At 65.1% G+C, this 21,330-nt stretch carries 18 protein-coding genes; 10 read left to right on the forward strand and 8 right to left on the reverse strand.

Annotated features, from left to right (window positions below; all coding sequences use genetic code 11):
- The first annotated feature begins 1 nt into the window (after window position 1).
- The 7 genes from nuoL to NDB2M1_RS05270 are packed head-to-tail and all read left to right on the forward strand — an operon-like array spanning window position 2 to window position 8,594.
- The gene (nuoL, locus tag NDB2M1_RS05240) at window positions 2-2,038 is read left to right on the forward strand and encodes an NADH-quinone oxidoreductase subunit L (RefSeq protein ID WP_072380261.1); all 2,037 of its coding nucleotides are present in this window, start codon (window positions 2-4) and stop codon (window positions 2,036-2,038) included.
- A complete protein-coding gene (locus NDB2M1_RS05245) occupies window positions 2,035-3,603 on the forward strand; it encodes an NADH-quinone oxidoreductase subunit M (protein WP_072380263.1) in 1,569 nt (522 codons plus the stop codon). The genes nuoL and NDB2M1_RS05245 overlap by 4 nt, the downstream gene beginning before the upstream one ends.
- Window positions 3,603-5,066, forward strand: a complete 1,464-nt coding sequence (gene nuoN / locus NDB2M1_RS05250; RefSeq protein ID WP_072380265.1) for an NADH-quinone oxidoreductase subunit NuoN — start codon at window positions 3,603-3,605, stop codon at window positions 5,064-5,066. Before NDB2M1_RS05245 ends, nuoN begins: the two co-directional genes overlap by 1 nt.
- A gap of 39 nt (window positions 5,067-5,105) precedes the next feature.
- Window positions 5,106-5,837 carry a biotin--[acetyl-CoA-carboxylase] ligase gene (locus NDB2M1_RS05255; protein ID WP_371328186.1) on the forward strand — a complete coding sequence of 244 codons (732 nt, stop codon included), beginning with the start codon at window positions 5,106-5,108 and terminating at the stop codon, window positions 5,835-5,837.
- Entirely contained in the window at window positions 5,821-6,606 is a 786-nt protein-coding gene (locus tag NDB2M1_RS05260; RefSeq protein WP_072380269.1) for a type III pantothenate kinase, read from the forward strand. Before NDB2M1_RS05255 ends, NDB2M1_RS05260 begins: the two co-directional genes overlap by 17 nt.
- 57 nt (window positions 6,607-6,663) lie before the next feature.
- Window positions 6,664-8,316 (forward strand): ribonuclease J, encoded by a 1,653-nt coding sequence (locus tag NDB2M1_RS05265; RefSeq protein WP_072380271.1) that lies wholly within the window; start codon window positions 6,664-6,666, stop codon window positions 8,314-8,316.
- 5 nt (window positions 8,317-8,321) lie between these two features.
- Window positions 8,322-8,594 carry a DUF1467 family protein gene (locus NDB2M1_RS05270; protein WP_072380273.1) on the forward strand — a complete coding sequence of 91 codons (273 nt, stop codon included), beginning with the start codon at window positions 8,322-8,324 and terminating at the stop codon, window positions 8,592-8,594.
- Here the strand turns inward: NDB2M1_RS05270 and phoB are convergent.
- The 8 genes from phoB to NDB2M1_RS05310 all read right to left on the reverse strand — a co-directional run bounded on the left by phoB (window position 8,591) and on the right by NDB2M1_RS05310 (window position 16,430).
- Window positions 8,591-9,280, reverse strand: coding sequence for a phosphate regulon transcriptional regulator PhoB (phoB, locus tag NDB2M1_RS05275; RefSeq protein WP_072380275.1), 690 nt, complete (start codon window positions 9,278-9,280; stop codon window positions 8,591-8,593). The genes NDB2M1_RS05270 and phoB overlap by 4 nt on opposite strands.
- Window positions 9,281-9,376: 96 nt before the next feature.
- Window positions 9,377-10,063 carry a phosphate signaling complex protein PhoU gene (phoU, locus tag NDB2M1_RS05280; protein WP_072380277.1) on the reverse strand — a complete coding sequence of 229 codons (687 nt, stop codon included), beginning with the start codon at window positions 10,061-10,063 and terminating at the stop codon, window positions 9,377-9,379.
- A 13-nt stretch (window positions 10,064-10,076) separates the two neighbouring features.
- Complete coding sequence (gene pstB / locus NDB2M1_RS05285) at window positions 10,077-10,904, reverse strand: phosphate ABC transporter ATP-binding protein PstB (protein ID WP_072380279.1); 828 nt, start codon at window positions 10,902-10,904, stop codon at window positions 10,077-10,079.
- Between the two features lies 1 nt (window position 10,905).
- A complete protein-coding gene (gene pstA / locus NDB2M1_RS05290; RefSeq protein ID WP_072380281.1) occupies window positions 10,906-12,180 on the reverse strand; it encodes a phosphate ABC transporter permease PstA in 1,275 nt (424 codons plus the stop codon).
- Between the two features lie 6 nt (window positions 12,181-12,186).
- The gene (pstC, locus tag NDB2M1_RS05295) at window positions 12,187-13,569 is read right to left on the reverse strand and encodes a phosphate ABC transporter permease subunit PstC (protein WP_054120857.1); all 1,383 of its coding nucleotides are present in this window, start codon (window positions 13,567-13,569) and stop codon (window positions 12,187-12,189) included.
- Between the two features lie 17 nt (window positions 13,570-13,586).
- Window positions 13,587-14,633: a substrate-binding domain-containing protein gene (locus NDB2M1_RS05300; protein ID WP_054120856.1), complete on the reverse strand. Its 1,047-nt coding sequence runs from the start codon at window positions 14,631-14,633 to the stop codon at window positions 13,587-13,589.
- Window positions 14,634-14,691: 58 nt separating this feature from the next.
- Window positions 14,692-15,873, reverse strand: coding sequence for a sensor histidine kinase (locus tag NDB2M1_RS05305; protein WP_253185776.1), 1,182 nt, complete (start codon window positions 15,871-15,873; stop codon window positions 14,692-14,694).
- Between the two features lie 332 nt (window positions 15,874-16,205).
- Entirely contained in the window at window positions 16,206-16,430 is a 225-nt protein-coding gene (locus NDB2M1_RS05310; RefSeq protein WP_072380285.1) for a hypothetical protein, read from the reverse strand.
- 176 nt (window positions 16,431-16,606) lie between these two features.
- Here NDB2M1_RS05310 and NDB2M1_RS05315 point away from each other — a divergent pair, with 176 nt between their 5' ends.
- The 3 genes from NDB2M1_RS05315 (at window position 16,607) to NDB2M1_RS05325 (ending at window position 21,283) form a co-directional block, all read left to right on the forward strand.
- On the forward strand, window positions 16,607-19,861 hold the full coding sequence (locus NDB2M1_RS05315) for a glycosyltransferase (RefSeq protein WP_072380287.1): 3,255 nt from the start codon (window positions 16,607-16,609) through the stop codon (window positions 19,859-19,861).
- Window positions 19,858-20,778, forward strand: coding sequence for an NAD-dependent epimerase/dehydratase family protein (locus NDB2M1_RS05320; RefSeq protein ID WP_072380289.1), 921 nt, complete (start codon window positions 19,858-19,860; stop codon window positions 20,776-20,778). Before NDB2M1_RS05315 ends, NDB2M1_RS05320 begins: the two co-directional genes overlap by 4 nt.
- Before the next feature lie 151 nt (window positions 20,779-20,929).
- Window positions 20,930-21,283 (forward strand): hypothetical protein, encoded by a 354-nt coding sequence (locus tag NDB2M1_RS05325; RefSeq protein ID WP_054120851.1) that lies wholly within the window; start codon window positions 20,930-20,932, stop codon window positions 21,281-21,283.
- Window positions 21,284-21,330: the final 47 nt, after the last annotated feature.

The raw sequence follows: 21,330 nt of genomic DNA on the forward strand, positions 1-21,330 counted from the left end.
CGTGCATCCGATCCAACTTATCGTTTTCCTGCCGCTGCTGGCAGCGCTGGTCGCAGGACTGGGCGCCCGGCTGATCGGCAAGGTGCCGGCCAAGATCGTGACGACGGGGGCGCTTTTCGTATCGTGCGCGCTGTCCTGGCCGATCTTCCTTTCGTTCCTGTCAGGCAGCGCCGAAGCCACGGTGGTACCGGTGCTGCAGTGGGTGCGCTCGGGCGATCTCGACTTCCAGTGGGCGCTCAGGGTCGACACGCTGACTGCGGTTATGCTGGTGGTTGTGACCAGCGTCTCGGCGCTCGTCCACCTGTACTCATGGGGCTACATGGACGAGGAGCCCGATCAGGCGCGGTTCTTCGCCTATCTGTCGCTGTTCACCTTCGCGATGCTGATGCTGGTGACGGCTGACAACCTCGTCCAGATGTTCTTCGGCTGGGAAGGGGTGGGCCTTGCCTCTTATCTGCTGATCGGATTCTGGTTCCGCAAGCCCTCGGCCAACGCTGCCGCGATGAAGGCATTCGTGGTCAACCGCGTCGGTGACCTCGGTTTCATGCTGGGCATTTTCGGGACGTTCCTGGTGTTCGGCACCGTCTCGATCCCGGCGATCCTGGCGGCGGCGCCGGGCATGGCGGGCTCGACCATCGGCTTCCTTGGCCACCGCTTCGATACGATGACGGTGCTGTGCATTCTCCTGTTCATCGGCGCGATGGGCAAGTCGGCGCAGCTTGGCCTGCACACCTGGCTGCCGGACGCGATGGAAGGCCCGACGCCGGTTTCGGCGCTGATCCACGCCGCGACCATGGTGACCGCAGGCGTGTTCATGGTCTGCCGCCTTTCGCCGATGTTCCAGACCAGCGAAACCGCGATGACCGTGGTGACCTACGTGGGCGCGGCAACACTGTTCTTCGCCGCGACGATCGGCACGACGCAGTGGGACATCAAGCGGGTGATCGCTTATTCGACCTGCTCGCAGCTTGGCTACATGTTCGTGGCGGCGGGCGTCGGCGCGCCGGGTGCGGCGATGTTCCACTTGTTCACCCACGCCTTCTTCAAGGCGCTGCTGTTCCTCGGCGCGGGCTCGGTCATCCATGCGATGCACCATGAGCAGGACATGCGCTATTACGGCGGCCTGAGGAAGCACATCCCGGTCACGTTCTGGGCGATGATGGCGGGCACGCTTGCGATCACCGGCGTCGGTATCGTCGACGTGTTTGGCTTCGCGGGCTTCTATTCGAAGGACTCGATCCTCGAGGCGGCTTATGCCAGCGGGACCGGCCCCGGCCACTTCGGCTTCTGGATGGGGATCACCGCCGCGCTGCTGACGAGCTTCTACTCGTGGCGCCTGATGTTCCTGACCTTCTGGGGCAAGCCGCGCTGGGAGCTCTCCGAGCATATCCAGCACGCGGTTCATGACGCACACGGCCATGGTGATCACGCACACGGGCATGATGATCACCACGCGCATGCCTCGCACGACGGCACCGCCGGCTATCATCCGCATGAAAGCCCGTGGGTCATGCTGCTGCCACTGGTGCTGCTGTCGATCGGCGCGGTCATTGCGGGCTATGTCTTCCACCATGCCTTCATCAGCGAAGGCGAGGGCGAGTTCTGGAAGAACAGTGTCGCCTTCAGCGAACACTTCATCCATGCGATGCACGAGGTGCCGGAATGGGTGAAGTGGGCGCCGTTCGCGGTGATGGTCACCGGCCTTGCCGGTGCCTACGTCGCCTATATCGCGAGCCCAGGCCTGCCGGCGGCGTTCAACAGCGCCATCGGGCCGCTGTACCGCTTCGTCTACAACAAGTGGTACTTCGACGAGCTCTACAACGTGCTCTTCGTGAAGCCTGCGATGGCGCTCGGCCGCCTGTTCTGGAAGCAGGGTGACATCGGGATCATCGACCGCTTCGGCCCCAACGGCGCGGCCTGGGTGGTCGCCCGTTCGAGCCGGATCGCGGTGCGGCTGCAGTCCGGATACCTCAACAGCTATGCGCTGGTCATGCTCGTCGGCCTTGTCGGCGCGGTCAGCTGGGTGATTGCACGATGATCGGGTTTCCTATTCTCAGCTTGATGCTCCTCGTGCCGCTGGTCGGCGCGGTGGCCTGCCTCATGGCGGGGCGCGAGCAGGCGCGCATGATCGCGCTGGTGGCGACGCTGGTCGATCTCGTGCTGGGCGCGGTGCTGTGGTCGCATTACCAGATCGGCGGGCCGCAGTGGCAGTTCCAGGAGCATGCCTCGATCTTCGCGGGCTTCGAATGGAAGCTCGGCATCGACGGGATCGCGCTGCTGCTGATTGCACTGACGGTGTTCCTCATGCCGATCTGCATCGGCGCGAGCTGGAACGCGATCGAGAAGCGCGCGGGCGAGTACTACGCCAACTTCCTGATCATGGAGACGCTGATGATCGGCGTCTTCACCGCGCAGGACCTATTCCTGTTCTACATCATGTTCGAGGCCGGCCTGATCCCGATGTACCTGATCATCGGCATCTGGGGCGGGGCGGACCGCATCTACGCCAGCTACAAGTTCTTCCTCTACACGCTGCTCGGATCGGTGCTGATGCTGATCGCGATGATGTGGATGGTGAACGAGGCAGGCTCCAGCGACATCCCGACGCTGATGGCCTACAGCTTCCCGGTCAAGGCGCAGACCTGGCTGTGGCTGGCGTTCTTCGCGAGCTTTGCAGTGAAGATGCCGATGTGGCCGACGCACACCTGGCTGCCCGACGCGCACGTGCAGGCGCCGACCGCGGGATCGGTGATCCTTGCCGGCGTGCTGCTCAAGATGGGCGGCTACGGCTTCATCCGCTTCTCGCTGCCGATGTTCCCCGAGGCATCCGCGCAGTTCGCGCCGCTGATCTACGCGCTGTCGATGGCGGCGGTGGTGATCACCTCGCTGATCGCGCTGGTGCAGCACGACATGAAGAAGCTTATCGCCTATTCCTCGGTCGCGCACATGGCGATCGTGACGGTGGGCCTGTTCGCGTTCAACCGGCAGGGCCTTGAAGGCTCGATGATCGTGATGCTGAGCCACGGCATCGTCTCGGGCGCGCTGTTCCTGGCCGTCGGCGTGATCTACGACCGGCTGCACACGCGCGAGATCGACCGCTACGGCGGCCTTGCCATCAACATGCCGGCCTATGCGCTGTTCTTCATGCTGTTCACGATGGCCTCGGTCGGCCTGCCCGGCACGAGCGGCTTCGTCGGCGAGTTCCTCTCGCTCATGGGCATCTACGCGCAGTCGAGCTGGGTTGCGCTGATCTGCACAACCGGCATCATCCTTGGCGCGGCCTACATGCTTTACCTCTATCGCCGCGTGGTGTTCGGCGTGCAGAAGAACGAGGACGCGGCGGCGATGCCCGATCTCGATGCGCGCGAATGGGCGATGATGATCCCGCTGGCGGCCGCGGTGATGTGGATGGGCGTGTATCCGGAAACCTTCCTTGCGCCGATGCGCAAGGATATCGCGAGCCTCGAGGCGCGGCTGGCGCAGGCGCGGCCCAAGGGCGATGCCGATGTGCAGCTGGCAGCGATCCGGCCGGCTGCAACTGAACACGAACATGGGGAAAGCATGGAACACGGTGCCGAAGCGGCTCATGTGGAGGCACGCTGATGGAACTGCTGCGCTCTTTGGCGATTACCGGGACTGAGGAAGTCCTCAGCGTTTCCGGCCTGATCCTGCTGCTCGCCGCCGCCTGGGGTGGTGACAAGGCCTCGCGCGTCATCTCGATTGCTGCCGTCGCTGCGCTCACGGTTTGCGCTGTCCTGACCGCACCGGCGCTCAGCCAGGCCGCGATGGGCGAGGCGGCAAGCGCGTGGAACGGCCAGTTCTCGGGCGACGCCTTTGCCGCGTTCGGCAAGCTCCTGATCTACATCGGCGCCGCCGTCACGCTGATCGTCGCCCCGGCGTTCTTCGAGCGCGAGAAGGCGATGCGCGCGGAATTTCCGCTGCTGGTGCTGCTGGCGGCGATGGGCATGGGCATGATGGTCTCGGCGACCGACATGCTGGCGCTCTACATCGGGCTCGAGCTCAACAGCCTCGCCGCCTACGTCATGGCCTCGTTCCTGCGCAGCGACGAGCGTTCGGCGGAAGCGGGGCTCAAGTACTTCGTGCTGGGTTCGCTCGCTTCGGGCATTCTGCTTTATGGCATCAGCCTGACGTATGGTTTTACCGGCAGCACCAGCTTCGCCGGGATCCACGGCGCGCTGGCCGGCACGCTCTCGACGGGCGCGGTGTTCGGCGTTGTCTTCGTGCTGGCGGGCCTTGCCTTCAAGGTCAGCGCGGCGCCGTTCCACATGTGGACGCCGGACGTCTACGAAGGCGCACCGACCCCGGTGACGACTTTCTTCGCGACGGCACCCAAAGTTGCGGCGCTAGCCCTCCTGATGCGTGTTAGCCTCTTCGCGTTCGGCTCGCAGCCGGGCGTGTGGCAGCAGATCGTGATCTTCGTCGCGCTGCTGTCGATCGTGATCGGCGCGCTCGGCGCGATCGGGCAGGACAACATCAAGCGCCTGCTCGCCTATTCCTCGATCAACAACGTCGGCTTCATGCTGATCGGTCTCGCCTGCGCCAATCAGGCCGGCGCTGCGGCGATGCTGGTCTACCTTGCGATCTATGTCGCGATGACCGTTGCGGGCTTCGTCGCGGTGCTGATGCTGCGCGATGCGGACGGGGCGCCGGTCGAATCGATCACCGCGATGGCGGGCCTTTCGAAGACCCGTCCGGCGCTCGCCTGGGCGACTGCCGCGGTCATGTTCAGCCTTGCCGGCATTCCGCCGCTGTTCGGGTTCTGGGGCAAGTTCGTGGTGTTCCAGGCCGCCGTGCAGGCGGGGCTGCTGACGCTGGCGGCCATCGGTATCGCGGCTTCGGTGATCGGCGCTTTCTATTACCTCAAGGTCGTCAAGGTGATGTTCTTCGACGAGGCGACCGACGTGGTGACGGGTCAGAGCGACATGGCGCAGCGCGTGCTGCTGTTCGTATCGACGGTGGTGATCTCGCCGCTGGGTTGGCTGGTGACGAAGCCGCTCGGTGTCCTCGCTGGCAACGCGGCTGCCGCGCTGTTCCACATCGCGTGATCGGCTGAGCCTCCGGTGCCGGACCCCATGATTAGGGTCGTGGCGGAGATCGCCTCGACCAATTCGGCGCTGCTGGAGCGGCTGTTGCAGGGCGAGGCGCCGGTGGATGGGCAGTGGCTGGTCGCGGACCGCCAGGTCGCCGGACGCGGGCGTGCAGGGCGGGTGTGGACCGGTGGGTTCGGCAACTTCATGGGATCGACGGCGGTTGCGTTGCGCGATCATGAGGCTTTGCCGCAGACCCTGGCGCTGGTGGCAGGGTTGAGTGTGCACCGGGCGCTGATGGCTGTGGCGCCCGAACTTTCCGGGCTCGCGCTGAAGTGGCCGAACGATCTCTTGGTGGGCGAAGCCAAGCTGGGCGGCATCCTGCTTGAGCGGCAGCGCGATGCGGTGGTTGTCGGCATCGGGGTGAATCTGGCGGAGGCGCCGGATGTGCCGGGGCGCAAGACGGCGTCGCTGGCGGGCCTGGGCTATAGCGTGAGCCGCGATGCCTTCGCTTCCGCATTGGCCGAGACCTGGGCCGAGGATCTCACCGCATGGCACGCTGGCGGCTGGCCGATGCTGCGTGAAGCCTGGCTCGTGCGTTCGCTGCCCAAAGGCACCCTGCTGGGGGTGAACCTCAGCGAGGAAGGCCATCTGATCGGTGGATTTGCGGGGCTCGAGCCCGATGGGGCGGTCCTTCTGCGCTTGGCGGACGGCGCGGTCCGTGCCATCCACGCCGGAGACGTCGAGCTTATCGGCGCAGGAGGAATAGGCGATGCTTCTGGCGGTTGACGTTGGGAACACCAACGTCGTGTTCGCGCTGTTCGACGGGCGGGAAATCCGCTCGCGCTGGCGGGTGGCGACCGATCCGCGGCGCACGGCGGACGAATATGCGGTGTGGCTGCTGCAGCTGATGAAGCTGCAGGGGTTTGACCCGGAGCGGGTGCGGCAGATCCTGATTTCGACCGTGGTGCCGCGCGCGCTGCACAACCTGCAGGTGCTTGGGCAGAAGTATTTCGGGATCGATCCACTGATCGCCGGTCAGCCGCCGGTGGAGTGGGGCTTCGTCGCGGACGTCGAGCAGCCGCGCTCGCTGGGGGCGGACCGTGCGGTGAACACCGTGGCGGCGCATGCGAAGTACGAAGGCGACCTGATCGTGGTCGACTTCGGCACGGCGACCACCTTCGACGTGGTCGACGCAAGCGGCGCCTACAAGGGCGGGATCATCGCGCCGGGTATCAACCTTTCGCTCGATGCGCTGGTGACGGCGGCGGCCAAACTGCCGCGCATCGCCATCGCGCCGCCGCAAGGCAACAATCGCAGCGTGATCGGCCGTAACACTGAAGACCAGATGCAGATCGGCGTGTTCTGGGGCTATGTGGCGATGATGGAAGGCCTGATATCGCGTCTGCGCGAAGAAATCGGACGCCCTGCCAAGGTGGTTGCCACCGGCGGACTGGCAGTGCTGTTTGACCAGCACACCGCGATCTTCGACCATGTCGATACGGACCTGACGCTGGATGGCATTGCCATCCTGGCGGAACGCGTGGCCGCGCGCTGACCATCGGGCGTGCTGCGAACCTTTGGCCAGATTGGCCGCTAGTGAACTGGAATTGTTGTGAAACCCGGTAAGGAATTGCTGTTCCTCGCGCTCGGCGGATCGGGCGAGATCGGCATGAACGTCAATCTCTACGGCTGCGACGGCAAGTGGCTGATGGTCGACCTCGGCATGACCTTTGCCGACCCGTACTATCCGGGGGTCGATCTCGTGTTCGCGGACCTAACCTTCATCGAGGAGCGCCTCGACGATCTCGTCGGGGTGGTGCTGACTCATGCGCACGAGGACCATATCGGCGCGGTGCCCTATTTCGCGCTCGATCTCGGCGTGCCGCTCTATGCGACACCCTTCACCGCGCGGCTTGTCGCGGAGAAGCTGGCCGAGGCAGGAATTTCCAAGGATGTGCAGCTGAACGTCGTGCCGAACGAGGCCTCACTGAGCCTCGGGCCGTTCGACATCCGCTACGTGCCGCTCGCGCACTCGATTGCCGAAGGCAACGCGCTGGTGATCGAGACGCCTCATGGCCGCGTGTTCCACACCGGCGACTGGAAGCTCGATGACGAGCCGCTGATCGGCGTGCCGGCGACCGAGGGCGACCTTACCGCGCTGGGCGACGAGGGTGTGCTGGCGCTGGTCTGCGATTCGACCAACGTGTTCAATCCCAAGCCCTCCGGCTCCGAAGGCGCGGTGCGCGACGGGCTGATGGAGATGGTGAAGGGTCTCAAGGGCAAGCGCGTCGTTGTCACCACGTTCGCCTCGAACGTGGCGCGGCTGCAGACGCTGGCCGAAGTGGCCGAGGCGACCGGGCGGCAGCTCTGCGTGGCGGGGCGCTCGCTCGACCGGATCATCGGAGTCTCGCAGGCGAGCGGGTACCTCAAGGCCTTTCCCGACGTGGTGCGGATGGAAGACGCGATGGACTTGCCGCGCGGCGAAGTGCTCGTGCTGGCGACCGGCGGACAGGGCGAACCGCGTGCGGCGCTCGCGCGGATTGCTTCGGATACGCATCCCATCCGGCTCGAGAAGGGCGATGCGGTGATCTTCTCGAGCCGCCAGATACCGGGCAACGAACTGGCTATCGGGCGAGTGCAAAACCAGCTGGCGGCCAAGGGCGTGGAGATCCTGACCGACCGGCAGGGCATGATCCACGTCTCGGGTCATCCGGGGCGACCTGAACTGGAAGCGCTCTACAGCTGGCTGCGACCGGAAATCCTGGTGCCCGTGCACGGCGAGATGCGCCACATGGCCGAGCAGGCGCGGCTGGGGAAGGCGAGCGGGATCAAGCGCACGATCGTCCAGAAGAACGGCGATCTGGTGCGCCTCGCGCCCGATGGCCCGACCAAGCTGAGCGAAGTGCGCGCAGGGCGGCTCGTGCTCGATGGTGACATCATCGCGCCCGCAGACGGCAGTGCGATGGGCCAGCGGCGCAAGCTGGCGGAGAGTGGCGTGGTGGTGGCCGCGCTCGCGGTCTCGCCGGTCGGCAAGCTGAAGTCGGCCATCGAGATCGCGGCGGTCGGGCTGCCGCTTGAAGAGGGCATGGGCGAGTTCATCGCCGAAGCGCAAGGCGATGTCGCCAAGGCGCTGGGCACGCTCAAGGGCGAGAAGGCGCGCGACAGGGCGGCGATTTCCGAAACGGTGCGGCTGACCGTGCGGCGCGCGGCGCAGCGCTGGTCGGGCAAGAAGCCGGTCGTCCAGGTCATGCTGCGGGAAGGCTGAAGCCGATGAAGTGGACATCCATCCTCGCGATCTGGACGCTGTTCTGGGTGCTTTCGGCCTTCCTCGTGATGCCGTTCGGGGTACGTACGGCGGATGAGATGGGTGTCGAGAAAGTGCCCGGTCAGGCGCCGAGTGCGCCGGCGAACTTCAACCCGCGCAAGCTCCTGCTGCGCGCCTCGGTGCTCTCGACCGTGCTGTTCTGGCTCTACTACGCGAACTACGTGAACCACTGGATCACGATCCAGGACCTCGACATCGCGCCCCTGCTGGGGATTTAGACACCTTCGAGCGCGTAGCCCGCCGAGCGCACCGTGCGCACGGGATCGGGCGCGCCGGGGATGGCGATGGCTTGGCGCAGGCGGCGGATGTGGACGTCGACCGTGCGAAGTTCGATGTCGCTGCCGCTGCCCCAGACCGCATCGAGCAATTGCCCGCGCGAGAAGACGCGGCCCGGGTGCTCCATGAAATGGCGCAGAAGGCGAAACTCGGTCGGCCCGATCTTGATGGCCTGACCGCTGCGGGTGACGCGGTGTGCGGTGGGATCGAGTGCGAGATCGCCGACGGTGATCGTCTCACCCGCCAGCGCGGGGCGCACGCGGCGCAGCACGGCACCAACGCGGGCGATGAGCTCGCGCGGGGAGAAGGGCTTCGTTACATAGTCGTCCGCGCCGGTTTCGAGGCCGCGCACACGGTCGTCCTCGTCGCTGCGCGCGGTGAGGATGATGATGGGCACGTGGGCGGTCGACTTGTTGCGGCGCAGGCGGCGGCAGACTTCGATGCCGCTGGTGCCGCCGATCATCCAGTCGAGCAGGACGAGATCCGGAGTATCCTCGGCAGCGAGGAGCAGGGCCTCGTCGCCGTCGTCGGTGGTGCGCACGTCGTAGCCTTCGCCGCGGAACCGGTATTCGACCAGTTCGGCAAGCGCTGTGTCATCCTCAACCAGAAGCAGCTTCGGCGCGGACATCGATAACCCCCGGATGCAATCCACGAACGCCGTTCAAGGCGGTCCCCTTGCGCAAACACGCGATTTGTTACGCAGTCGTGACGTGCGTACGACCGCTCAGACCGGCGGGATGACTTCGTCCCGTTCCGGAAGGTAGGTGCCAGTGGCGGCGTAGTGTACCATCTCGGCGATATTGGTAGCGTGATCGCCGATCCGCTCGATGTTTCGGGCGACGAACATCAACTGCGCGACCGAGCTGATCGTGGCCGGATTTTCAACCATATACGAGACGAAATTGCGGAACACGCTTTCATAGAAGGCATCGACCTTGGCGTCGCGCTTGACAATCTCGGCCGCCGCGACCGGATCGCGCGCGGCATAGGCAGTGAGCACATCGTGCACCATGTCGCCGGCGAGCTCGTTCATCACCGGCAGCAAGGTGAGTGGCTCGAAGCGCTTGCGGCCCTCGATATGGCCGACGCGCTTGGCGATGTTCTTGGCATAGTCGCCGATGCGCTCGATCACGCCAGCGATCTTCAAGGCGGCGATCACCTCGCGCAGGTCGTCCGCCATCGGTGCGCGCAAGGCCAGCACGCGGACGGATAGGCGGTCCACTTCGCCTTCCAGCTGATCGATCCGTTTGTCACGCGCGATCACGCCCAGGGCGAGGTCCTGGTTTCCGTTGACCAGCGCATCCATGGCCTCGGCCACGGAAAGTTCGGCCAGACCGCCCATTTCCGCGACGAGGCCGCGCAGACGGGTGATGTCCTCATCGAACGCCTTGACGGTATGCTCGGCCATCATTGCTCCTCATCCCCTAGCCGTAACGACCAGTGATGTAGTCCTTGGTCTTTTCCTCACGGGGATTCGTGAATATATCGGAAGTTGTACCGTATTCGACGATCTTGCCGAGATGGAAAAATGCGGTCCGCTGCGAGACGCGTGCGGCCTGCTGCATCGAGTGGGTAACGATCACAATGGCGTAGCGGCCGCGCAGTTCGTCGATCAGTTCCTCGATGCGCGCGGTGGCGATCGGGTCGAGCGCGGAACAGGGCTCGTCCATCAGGATCACTTCGGGATCGACCGCGATGGCGCGCGCGATGCACAGGCGCTGCTGCTGGCCGCCCGAGAGCGCTGTGCCGCTGTCGCTGAGCCGGTCCTTCACTTCATCCCATAGGCCTGCGCGCTGGAGCGATTGCTCGACGATGCCGTCCAGCTCGCTCTTGCTGCCGGTGATGCCGTGGATGCGCGGCCCGTAGGCGATGTTCTCGTAGATCGACTTGGGGAAGGGGTTCGGCTTCTGGAATACCATCCCGACCCGCGCGCGCAGCTGCACCACGTCCATGCCTGAGCGGTAGATGTCGGTGCCGTCCAGCAGGATCTCGCCTTCGACGCGGGCATTGGTGATCGTGTCGTTCATGCGGTTGAGGCTGCGCAGGAACGTCGACTTGCCGCAGCCCGAAGGGCCGATGAACGCAGTGACATAGCTCTTGGGGATCTCGATCGAGACATCGTCGATCGCGCGCTTCTGGCCATAGTAGACCGAAACGCCACGGGCGCTGATCTTCGATGGGCCGACCGGTTCCGGGAACACGGGTGATGCGGGCTGGGTTGCCGCTTCGGAGGTTGGGACAGACGAATTCATGTTACCACCGTTTCTCGAAGCGGTTGCGCAAGTATATCGCGATGCCGTTCATCACGAGGAGGAAGATCAGGAGCACGACAATCGCCGCGCTGGTGCGTTCGATGAAGCCGCGGTCGATCTCGTCCGACCATAGGAATATCTGCACCGGCAGCACCGTTGCGGGCGAGGTGAAGTCGCTCGGCGGGCTGGCGACGAAGGCGCGCATGCCGATCATCAGCAGCGGCGCGGTCTCGCCCAGCGCGCGGGCCATGCCGATGATCGTGCCGGTAAGGATGCCTGGCAGTGCCAGCGGCAAGACGTGATGGAACACGACCTGCACCGGGCTCGCGCCCATCGCCAGCGCGGCATCGCGGATCGAGGGCGGCACGGCCTTGATCGCGTTCCGGCCCGAGATCACGATGACGGGCATCGTCATCAGCGCCAGCGTCATGCCCCCGATCAGCGGGGCCGAGCGGTAGTTGGGGAAGGCGGCGAGGAAGACCGCAAGGCCAAGCAGGCCGAAGATGATCGAGGGCACCGCCGCGAGATTGTTGATCGAGATCTCGATCAGGTCGGTCCAGCGGTTTCGCGTTGCATATTCCTCAAGATAGAGCGCGGAGAGCACGCCGACCGGAAAGGCGAGGATCAGCGTGATGAACATTGTCATCATCGAGCCCTTAAGCGCGCCCCAGATGCCGACGCTCTGCGGATTGGTCGCATCGGCGCGGACGAGGAAGCCGGTGTCGAAGGCGCGGACGAGCTTGCCCTGGCTGGCGAGATCGCGGGCGACCTTCTGCTCCGCCGCATCGCCGCCGCCGCGCTGGGCATTGGCGAGATCGTCACTGGCCGGGACCGAGACTGAGATTTCATTGCTCATCAGTTGCGAAGGATCTGCCACGAGCGTGTTGCCGACTTCGCGCCAGGCACCATCGGCAATCAGCGCATCGCCACCTGGGCCAAAGGCGGTGACAGCGGCAGTGTTGACGAGGGCAGGGAGACCGGCGACCTCGAGACCGCCGAGGGGATCGGGCTGGGCAAGGCGAGCCGGGTCGATCTGGATGTGCCCGCGCATCGGTACGGTCATGCGCAGCTCGCTGCGGTGAAAGCCGGCCCAGCCGCTCGACGCCATCGACACGAGCAGCAGAACGAGGATCAGCGCCGAGAACGTTACCGCGCTGAAGCCAGCCCAGCGAAACAGGGAGTCCGCGCGGTAGCGGCGCGCGAGGCCAGCCTGCATGCGGGCCTGGCGCGCGGCGCGCACAGCTTCGATCGCGGCGGGTTCTCTGGGCGTGTTCATGGCGCCTTACTCATACGCTTCGCGGTAACGCTTGACCACGCGCAGCGCGATGAAGTTGAGCGTCAGCGTCACAAGGAACAGCACCATGCCGAGCGCGAAGGCCGACAGCGTGGCGGGGTGATCGAAGCTGCCTTCGCCGGTCAGCATGGCGACGATCTGGAAGGTGACCGTCGTCATCGATTCGAACGGATTGGCGGTGAGATTGGCCGATGCGCCGGCTGCCATGACGACGATCATGGTCTCGCCGATGGCGCGGCTGATCGCGAGCATGATGCCCGCGACGATACCGGGGAGCGCTGCGGGGATCAGCACCTTGCGGATCGTCTCGGCGCGGGTGGCGCCCATCGCAAGGCTGCCGTCGCGCATGGCCTGGGGGACAGCGGCGATGCTGTCGTCGGCCATCGAGGAGACGAAGGGAATGATCATCACGCCCATGACGAGGCCGGCGGCCATCGCGCTTTCGGTCGAGGCGTTCGCAATGCCGATGGCCTGCGCCGCGTCACGCACGGCAGGCGCGACGGTCAGCGCCGCGAAATAGCCGTAGACCACGGTCGGCACACCGGCGAGGATCTCGAGGAGCGGCTTGACGATCTGGCGGACAGAATTGCTGGCATACTGGGTGAGGTAGACCGCGCTCATCAGCCCGAGCGGGATCGCCACGGCCATCGCGATGATCGCGCCGATGAAGATCGTGCCCCAGAACAGCGGGATCGCGCCGAACGCGCTGCCATCTGGCGCGCCGCTGCTCATCGGATCGGGCGCCCAGTGCGTACCCAGCAGGAAATCGATGGGCGAGACCATGCCAAAGAAGCGGATGGTCTCGAACACGAGGCTGGCGACGATGCCGATCGTGGTGAGGATGGCAACCAGCGAGGCAAGCAGCAGCACGCTCATCACGGCGCGCTCGACCCGGGTGCGGGCCGAGAAATCAGGGCGCAGGCGCAGGAACGAGAATGCACCGCCGGCAAAGGCGATCACCAGCGTGACGGCGAGGCCGATCATATTGTAGTGCGTGAGCGCGGCGCGGTAGGGCTCGACAAGGCCCTCTGCCTCGGGGTTGAACACGGCGCGTGCAGCACCGGTCGCAACGGCGCGGGCTTCGCCCATGATCGCCTCGCGCTCGAAGCCGAACGCGGGCAGCGCGGCGGCGGCAGGATCGGCCAGCACATGCTGGAGGACGAGGGCAGGGCTGATCGCATCCCACAGGAGACCGAACAGCGCGGCAGGTACCGCAACCCAGAGGCCGACATACCAGGCATGGAAATCGGGCAGCGAATTGATCCGGCCATCCGGCGCGGCCCGGCGGAAAACCCATGCGCGCGAGCGTCCGGCCAGCCAGCCGACGAGACCCAGCCCGAAGGCCAGCAGGAACAGGATGCCTGGCGTCATGACCGCTTGCCCGGTCCTTATTTCAGCTGCGCGCCATCGAGCACAGTCAGCTCGCTGGCGGCCTTGGCGCTGGCGGCAAGCACCGCGTCAGGCGCGACCACCATGCCGGCCTTGGCCAGCACCCCGCCCTTGCTCCACAGTTTGGCCCATTCGTTGACATAGGCCTGCAAGCCCGGGATCGCCTTGAGGTGCGCCTTCTTCACATAGATGTAGAGCGGGCGGGCGCCGGGATAGGAGAAATCGCTGATGGTCTCGTAAGTCGGCATCACGCCGGACATGGTCAGGCCCTTCAGGCGGTCGCGGTTCTCTTCGAGATAGGAGAAGCCGAAAACGCCGATGGCCTTGGGGTTCGCCTCGATCTTCTGGACGATCAGGTTGTCGTTTTCGCCCGCATCGACATAGGCGCCGTCCTCGCGGACCTCGCCGCAGATGGCGTCATGCTTGGCCTTGTCGCTGTCCTTGAGCGCCTTCATCGCGGGATCGCTTTCGCAGCCGCGCGTCAGGATCAGTTCCTTGAGCGCATCACGCGTGCCCGAAGTGGAGGGCGGACCGTAGACCAGGATCGGCTCGTCGGGGAGGGCCGGGTTGACGTCCTTCCAGCTCTTGGCCGTGTTGGGTTTGCCAAACGGGGTCTTGGCGAGTGCCTTGTAGACGTCCTCGGGCGTCAGCGCGACGCCGGGACCCTGGCTGCCCTCGGCAAAGGCGACGCCGTCGAGACCGACCTGGATTTCGACAATCTCCTTTACACCGTTTTTCACGCAGTCATCGAACTCGGACTTCTTCATCCGGCGCGAGGCGTCTTCGATATCGGGGTGCTGCGGGCCGATGCCGGCGCAGAACAGCTTCATGCCCGCGCCCGTGCCGGTGGATTCGATGATCGGCGCCTTGATGGTGGCATCGGACTTGGCGAGCGATTCCGCGACTGCCTTGGCGAAAGGGTAAACGGTCGAGGACCCGACGGCGCGAACCTGATCGCGTGTAGCACTCTGCTGGCCGCCGCAGGCCGAGAGGCCGAGGGTGACGGCAAGCAGCACCGATCCGGCAACGACACGATTCGCAATCATCGTAAGCTTCCCTTCGGGTCCCAGCGCTGTGGGGTCATGCGGCCACGGAATGACAGGTCTATGACAATGCTTTCTGCGGGATCACAACCAGCGCAAGGCGGACGGTGACGGTCGTCCCTTCGCCCAGCCGGCTCGTGATATCCAGTTTGCCGCGGTGTCTTTCGACGATGTGCTTGACGATGGCAAGGCCGAGTCCGGTGCCGCCCGCCGCGCGGCTGCGGCCGGGATCGGTGCGGTAGAAACGGCGGGTGAGATAGGGGATGTGATCGGGGTGGATCCCTTCGCCGCGGTCGGTCACCGAAAACACGGCTTCGTTGCCGTCGCGCTCTACCGCAATGCTGATCGGCTCGCCGGGATCGCCGTACTTGAGCGCATTGTCGATGAGGTTGCGGATAACCTGATCGAGTTGCTGGCGGTCTCCGGTCACCACCGCATCGGTCACCTTGACGAGGATGCGGTCTTCGCCGGCGGTGCAGGCCACTTCCGACCCGATGCTGGCGGCCAGCAGGCCAAGGTCGATCTGTTCGCGCGGCAGATCGTGCTTCTCCGCCTCGATGCGCGAGAGCGACATGAGATCCTCGACCAGGCTCTGCAACCGCCGCGATTCGCGCAGCACGGTGTTGTGAAACCGCGCGGCCGTGGCGGCATCGACCTTGGCGTCGGGATCGGCGAGCGTTTCGATATAGCCGATGATCGACGCCAGCGGCGTGCGCAGTTCGTGACTGGCATTGGCGACAAAATCGGTGTGCGAGCGGCTTATATCGGCTTCGGCCGTGCGGTTGACCAACTCGATCAGCGAGTAGCGCTGGTCGATCGCGACGCGGCGGACCTGCCAGATGCTCCGCGCGCCGGTCAGTCCGCGGACCATGACAGTGCCCTGCGGCTTGTCGAGCAAGGTGATCGCCTCGGGATGGCGCAGGGCGACGCGGGCATCCTGTCCGACGATGTGCGGCCCCAGTGCTTCGCGCGCTGCGGCATTGGCGGCCGCGATGCGCTGGTTGTCGAGCATCAGAACGGGGACGCTGAACGGTTCGACCAACTCGACCATGGCCTGCCGCGAGACCGAGCCTTCATCGGGCACGCGGACTTCGATCACGGGTTCGGGGCGAGACAGCAGCAGCGTTCCCAGCCACACGATCAGCACCGAGATGGCAAGGACCGGATAGACTCCGATCACCAGCATCACGACGCAAGTACCGACAGCAACGATGACACTCGGCCAAGGGAAGGGCGAACCCATCATGTCACTCTTGTTTCCGTTCCTGAAGAAGCCGTCGGCGAGGACCTCGGTGCGTGACGTATCTCAACCAGACCGATCCGGTCCGGCGCGCGGTTGGGCCCGATATCCGATCTGGCGCATTCGGTCCGCTTTGTTCGCCGGGGTTGATCCGGTGAACGATTGGCCGAGTGCCCTGCAGCAGGAAACGCGGCTTATACTCCGATCTATGAAGCACTATGTCTTTCGCGAACAGACCCCTGCAAGCGCTGTCAGATTGTTGCCAAATTCAGCAACGTTTCTGTCACATAATCGGTTTGTGCAAGCGCAAGGTCAATGGTTCGCGGGCGCCGTGGTCAGCTGACCGGTGTGAAGTAGAACTTTGCGGCCGTTGCCAGGAGAATGACGGCCAGCATCGAAAACACCGCCGAAAGGAACTGCCAGGGGACGAGGCTGACCTGATCGAGATCGGCTCGGCGCTGGTGGCGACGTTCGCGAAAACCGGTCAGAACTGCGGCAACCAGCGCGAGGCTGCCGGCGGCTGCAAACCCGCTGAAGGTGGTCAATGCGTCAGGATCCATCGGCCGTCCCAACCATCCTGCAGCCGGTTCGGCAAGACCGGATCGCACCGCTCTTGCCCGGATATCACCGTCACCGAGCCGCTGCGCGAGCGTGATCGCCCTGCCGCCACGTGCAGTCCAAAGTGACATCAAATTGACAAACTTGCCCGATACCGGCGGTGCGACGAGGGGTTGAGATGGCATCGCGCGGGACAGGCGAAGACAACGACGCGATTGCGCAGGGCCCTCGCGGCCAAGGTGACAGCGCCGAGGGTTTTGGCGAACACATCATTTCCGATATCGAGCGGTATCTGTGCGGACCAGCGGCGCAAGGCCGGATCGACGGTCTGCAAACGCGTCATCCCGATGCGTGGCACTTGCGCCTGCCGGGGCTCGACAGCCTGCTCGATGGTGACACCGCACAACCCGAAGCCGCACAGTCAGAGCCCGGGCAAACCGATGCCGGTCAACCGCTCCGTATCTGTATCGCGACCGAGCAGATCACCGGCCCGGTCCGCAATGGCGGGATCGGCAGCACTTATGCCAATCTTGCCTTGATGCTGGCCGAGCAGGGTTTCGACGTCACCGTGCTCTATCTCCGCGGCGAGCAGGTCGAAACCGAAACGATCGGGCACTGGGTGAACCATTACGCGAAGAAAGGGGTGAGGCTGGTGCCCGCGCCCGACTACGCAAGCACCGAGCGCTTCGTCTCCAATTCCGACCGCTGGCTGCGGGTGCCGTACAACATGATGCGCTGGCTGATCGACAATCCGATGGATGTCGTTCACGTTTCGGAATGGCGGGGCACCGGGTACTTGTGCCTGCTGGCCAAGCGGCAGGGCTGGGCCTTTGCACAGACGTTGTTCGTGGTGAAGACGTCGAGCCCGTGGATGTGGAACCGCCTCTACGGCGGCCACATGCTCGATCGCGCCGACGATCTCGTCAAGACGTACGCCGAGCGCCGCAGTGTCGAACTGGGCGATATCGTGGTGGGCGGCAGCCTACACCTGCTGCGCTGGATGGCCAGCCAGGGGTACGCACTGCCCGAGGGGCGCTCGTTCGTGCAGCCCAATGTCGCGACGTTCACGTCGCTCGAACCCTTGATGCGCGCGCGCACGCTGACCCCCGGCACCCGCACGCCGATCGACGAGCTGGTGTTCTTCGGGCGGCTGGAGGTGCGCAAGGGGCTGTTCATTTTCTGCCAGGCGATCCGCCGCCTGGTGCGCAAGGGCGTGCCGCTGCCGCGCCGCATCACCTTCATGGGCAAGCCGGGTGGACGCCTGCCCAGCCATCCCGAACTCGATACGCCCGACTATATCCGGGAAGTGTCGGAAGGTTGGCCGTGCGAGGTGCAGATCCTGTCCGGCTTCCAGCAATACGAAGCGATCGAATATCTGCTGGGCGGCAAGCGGCTGGCGATCATGCCTTCCGTCATCGAAAATAGCTCGATGGCGGTCTACGAAGCGGCGATCTGCGCGATTCCGACGCTTGCGACCGACGTCGGTGGCAATGCCGAGCTGATCGATCCGCGTGACCATGCAGCGGTCCTGTGCCTCCCGCACCCGGTGTCGCTGGCGGACAAGCTGGAAGAGGTCCTGACGCTCGGCGGAATGGTGCCGCGCCCCAGTTTCAGCAATGATGCCAATCTGGAGATCTGGAGCACGTTCCACCGGCAGCTCAAGGGGCCGCTGCACCAACAGCTGCTGGACCGGGCGCGGGGCCAACAGGCGCCTGCTCCCGATCAACCCGCAACAGCGGTTTGCATCTACTTCCTCGGCCATGCCGCTGCGCTGGAGGCGACACTCGCCAGTCTTGCCGCGCAGACCGTGCCTCCGCGTGAAGTGCTGGTGGGCGTCGATGGCGACAGTGATGAGGATTGCGGCGTTGCTGCGGCGGCATTGGCACGCCATGGCTTTGAACCGCGCGCGGTCGAATGTTTCGATCTTGATGCCGGCGCCACGTTCAATCGCCTGGCGGAAGCCGCGACCAGCGATTTTGCCCTGTTCGTGTGGGAAGGGGCAACGCTGGTGCAAGGTGCGCTGGGCGAACTCGAACGTATCGCCCGGCGCACCGATGCCCAGGTGATGAACTTCCTTGTCGAAGTGCGCGAACTCGGCGCGGACGGCCCGCCCGATCTCAAGGCGCCGTTCATCGTCGGCGTGTCCGACGCGTTCTTCCGCGACGACGAGACCGAAAATCCGCTCTTCGTGCGCCGCGACACCTTCCTGAAACTGGACGGGTTCACCACCGACTACCGGCTGCTGGGCCATGACCACGAGTTTGTCGCGCGCGCGCAGCTGGCCGGATACGCCTGCGAGACCGTGCCCATGCGGCTCGGCAGCACTGTTGCGCAGCCGGCGGAGTGGCTGCGCGCACGCGGCTATGATCTGTCTGCCACGGGCTTTCGGGTGCTGCGTCCGATGCTGGCGGCGGCACCACTGGCGATGCGCGATACGTTGCTTCTTGCGCGCGGGATGGCGGCGCGTGGCGGCGGCAAGGGCAAGCTTGCTGCGGTTGCCAATCCCGAAGGCGTGCTGATGCGCATCATGGCCGGACTGAAGCCCGATCGCAGCCAGCCGGCGCCTGCCGCCCTGTCTGTTCCTGCGGTCGCCAGCGCCAAGCCGGCCGCCCGCACGAGGCAAGGCAAGCCTCGTGCGAACGGCGTCGGCACCGGCGGGCTCGGCAATTACATTGCGCTGCTCAACATGGTTGCTGGTGAAGATCTCGCCATGCCGGTCGCCAGGCCCCGCGTCCCTCGCGCCCGGACACTGTCACCGCTGCTCAAGACGCTGGTGGCGCGCGGCGATGTGGCCCGGGAGGGCGAAGTCGTCGGTCAGTTGCTCGGCGTTCATCTCAACCGCATCCACGGCTGGGTCGGACAGCTGCGCAAGGACGCTCCGCCGCTGGGCGTGGAGGTCGTGATCGATGGCATTGTCTTGCGGGCGGTCGCTGACAGCCCCTTCGTCCCGTTTGCGGACGTTCCGGATGAGGCACGGCGGGCCGGCTTCGTGATCGACCTGCCAGCGCAGAAAACCCGGCGCAAGGCGGGCCTCGCCTTTCGGATCGCGGTCACCGGCAGCGAGATCGTCTTGAACGACGGGTTGATCATGCCGCGCAGTGTAACATTTGGCAGCATGGGATATGACGGAATGGTGGAAGTGGACAGCTCCGGAGCCATCAGCGGGAGCGTTCGCCATCGGCACGACCGCGCCCGTCGCTGCGATGTTGCCTTGTTCGCCGACGGCACCTTCTTCGCGCGGGTCCCCATCGATGGTTCGGGCGACGGGCGCTTGACGGTGCCTGTCCCGGATATCGTCCGCAACGGGGGAGCGCATGAAATCGCGGTTGTGCTGGCCGATAGCGGAGTCATCCTGCCGGGCGGGCTGCTGACGGTGATGGAAGGGCAGATTGTCCGCCAGCGTTCCACCATCATGTCGATGTTCGGCCGATGAGGGTTCTCGTTACCGGCGGTTGCGGCTTCATCGGCGCAAATCTGGTTCCGCGGCTGGCCGCAGCGGGCTGGCAAGTGCGGGTGCTCGACAATGAAATCCTTGGGCACCGCGACCATCTCGACGGCTTTGCCGGTGAATTCGTCCACGGTGACATCCGCGATCCGGCCGCGCTCGACCTCGCGCTCGACGGGGTCGATGCGGTGGTCCACCTGGCGGCGGACACCCGCGTCATCGAATCGATTGCCGATCCGGCTTTCAATTTCGACGTCAACGTGGTTGGCAGTTTCCGCCTGATCGAGGCGATGCGGGCGCGCGGTATCCGGCGTCTGGTCAATGCGTCCACCGGCGGCGCGATCATCGGCGATGCCACGCCGCCTGTCCACGAGGGCATGGTGCCCAACCCGATCGCTCCCTATGGCGCGACCAAACTGGCCGTCGAAGGGCTGTGCTCCGCATGGTCGGGCAGCTACGGTTTTTCCGCGCTCTCGCTGCGGTTTGCCAATGTCTATGGCCCGCGTTCCTACCACAAGGGCAGCGTTGTCGCCGCGTTCTTCCGGCGCATTGCCGAGGGGCAGCCGCTGATCGTCCACGGGGACGGCGAACAGGTACGCGATTTCGTGTTCGTCGACGACTTGTGCGACGGCATCATGAGCGGCATCGCGCATGAACAATCCGGTGTGCTGCAACTGGGTTCCGGGGTGCCGGTCTCGGTCAATGCGCTGATCGACGCGATGCGGCAGGTGGTTGCGCCGGAGCGGATCGACGTCGAATATCGTCCGGCGCGGACGGGTGAGATCGAGCGTACCTGGTGCGATGTCTCGCGGGCGAGAGCCGTCTTGGGCTATGCTCCGGACACCTCGCTGGCCGATGGCCTTGCCCGGACCTGGGCGTGGTTTCGCGCGCGCCGCGACGGGTGACGGACAGGTGCGACAGCCTGCCTGAAGGGGCTTCGTGAGCCGCTGCGCGCTCGCCCCATTTTAAAACAGCCCGCGCCAAACCGTGTCGCAACCGTGTCACATTGAGCAATTAGCGGCCCGGTATAGACCTACCGCTTTTGGAGGGCAGTACATGCTTCTTTTCATCGACGAGCCGCGCAATATCAAGATCGTCCGCCAGCCTCCCGAAGGCGGGATCCGGGAACCGCTGTGCAAGGTGAAGAAGCAGCAACTTGCTATCTCGGATGACGTTGTCGCTCTGCTTAAGGAAGACGAAGTCGTTGAAATCGAAGCGGCTTTCAATCTCCTTGCCGAAGGTGAATCGGCGCGGATCAAGGCTGCCATCGCGGCTTTCCCGGCAACCATCCGCGAAGTTCTCGGCTACTACAAGGATGGCGCCACGCCGATGGAGCAGCGCTGGATTCTGGGGGCATTGCTCGAGGGCCTGCGCCTGATCAGGCGTCACGATCGCGAAACCGGGATCTGATCCGGCTGTTGCTGGGCGGGCCGATCCGTTTGGATTTGGCTCGCCGC

It is taken from the genome of Novosphingobium sp. NDB2Meth1 (assembly GCF_900117425.1).
Lineage (GTDB): Bacteria > Pseudomonadota > Alphaproteobacteria > Sphingomonadales > Sphingomonadaceae > Novosphingobium.

Bases quoted from the DNA above. Each gene is read 5' to 3' on its own strand.
- NDB2M1_RS05305 (WP_253185776.1), bottom strand. From the start codon at position 15,873: ATGGGTTCGCCCTTCCCTTGGCCGAGTGTCATCGTTGCTGTCGGTACT.
- phoU (WP_072380277.1), bottom strand. From the start codon at position 10,063: ATGATGGCCGAGCATACCGTCAAGGCGTTCGATGAGGACATCACCCGT.
- pstA (WP_072380281.1), bottom strand. From the start codon at position 12,180: ATGAACACGCCCAGAGAACCCGCCGCGATCGAAGCTGTGCGCGCCGCG.
- NDB2M1_RS05310 (WP_072380285.1), bottom strand. From the start codon at position 16,430: ATGGATCCTGACGCATTGACCACCTTCAGCGGGTTTGCAGCCGCCGGC.
- NDB2M1_RS05270 (WP_072380273.1), top strand. From the start codon at position 8,322: ATGAAGTGGACATCCATCCTCGCGATCTGGACGCTGTTCTGGGTGCTT.
- pstB (WP_072380279.1), bottom strand. From the start codon at position 10,904: ATGAATTCGTCTGTCCCAACCTCCGAAGCGGCAACCCAGCCCGCATCA.
- NDB2M1_RS05260 (WP_072380269.1), top strand. From the start codon at position 5,821: ATGCTTCTGGCGGTTGACGTTGGGAACACCAACGTCGTGTTCGCGCTG.
- pstC (WP_054120857.1), bottom strand. From the start codon at position 13,569: ATGACGCCAGGCATCCTGTTCCTGCTGGCCTTCGGGCTGGGTCTCGTC.
- NDB2M1_RS05315 (WP_072380287.1), top strand. From the start codon at position 16,607: ATGGCATCGCGCGGGACAGGCGAAGACAACGACGCGATTGCGCAGGGC.
- NDB2M1_RS05245 (WP_072380263.1), top strand. From the start codon at position 2,035: ATGATCGGGTTTCCTATTCTCAGCTTGATGCTCCTCGTGCCGCTGGTC.
- NDB2M1_RS05325 (WP_054120851.1), top strand. From the start codon at position 20,930: ATGCTTCTTTTCATCGACGAGCCGCGCAATATCAAGATCGTCCGCCAG.
- nuoN (WP_072380265.1), top strand. From the start codon at position 3,603: ATGGAACTGCTGCGCTCTTTGGCGATTACCGGGACTGAGGAAGTCCTC.
- phoB (WP_072380275.1), bottom strand. From the start codon at position 9,280: ATGTCCGCGCCGAAGCTGCTTCTGGTTGAGGATGACACAGCGCTTGCC.
- NDB2M1_RS05320 (WP_072380289.1), top strand. From the start codon at position 19,858: ATGAGGGTTCTCGTTACCGGCGGTTGCGGCTTCATCGGCGCAAATCTG.
- NDB2M1_RS05300 (WP_054120856.1), bottom strand. From the start codon at position 14,633: ATGATTGCGAATCGTGTCGTTGCCGGATCGGTGCTGCTTGCCGTCACC.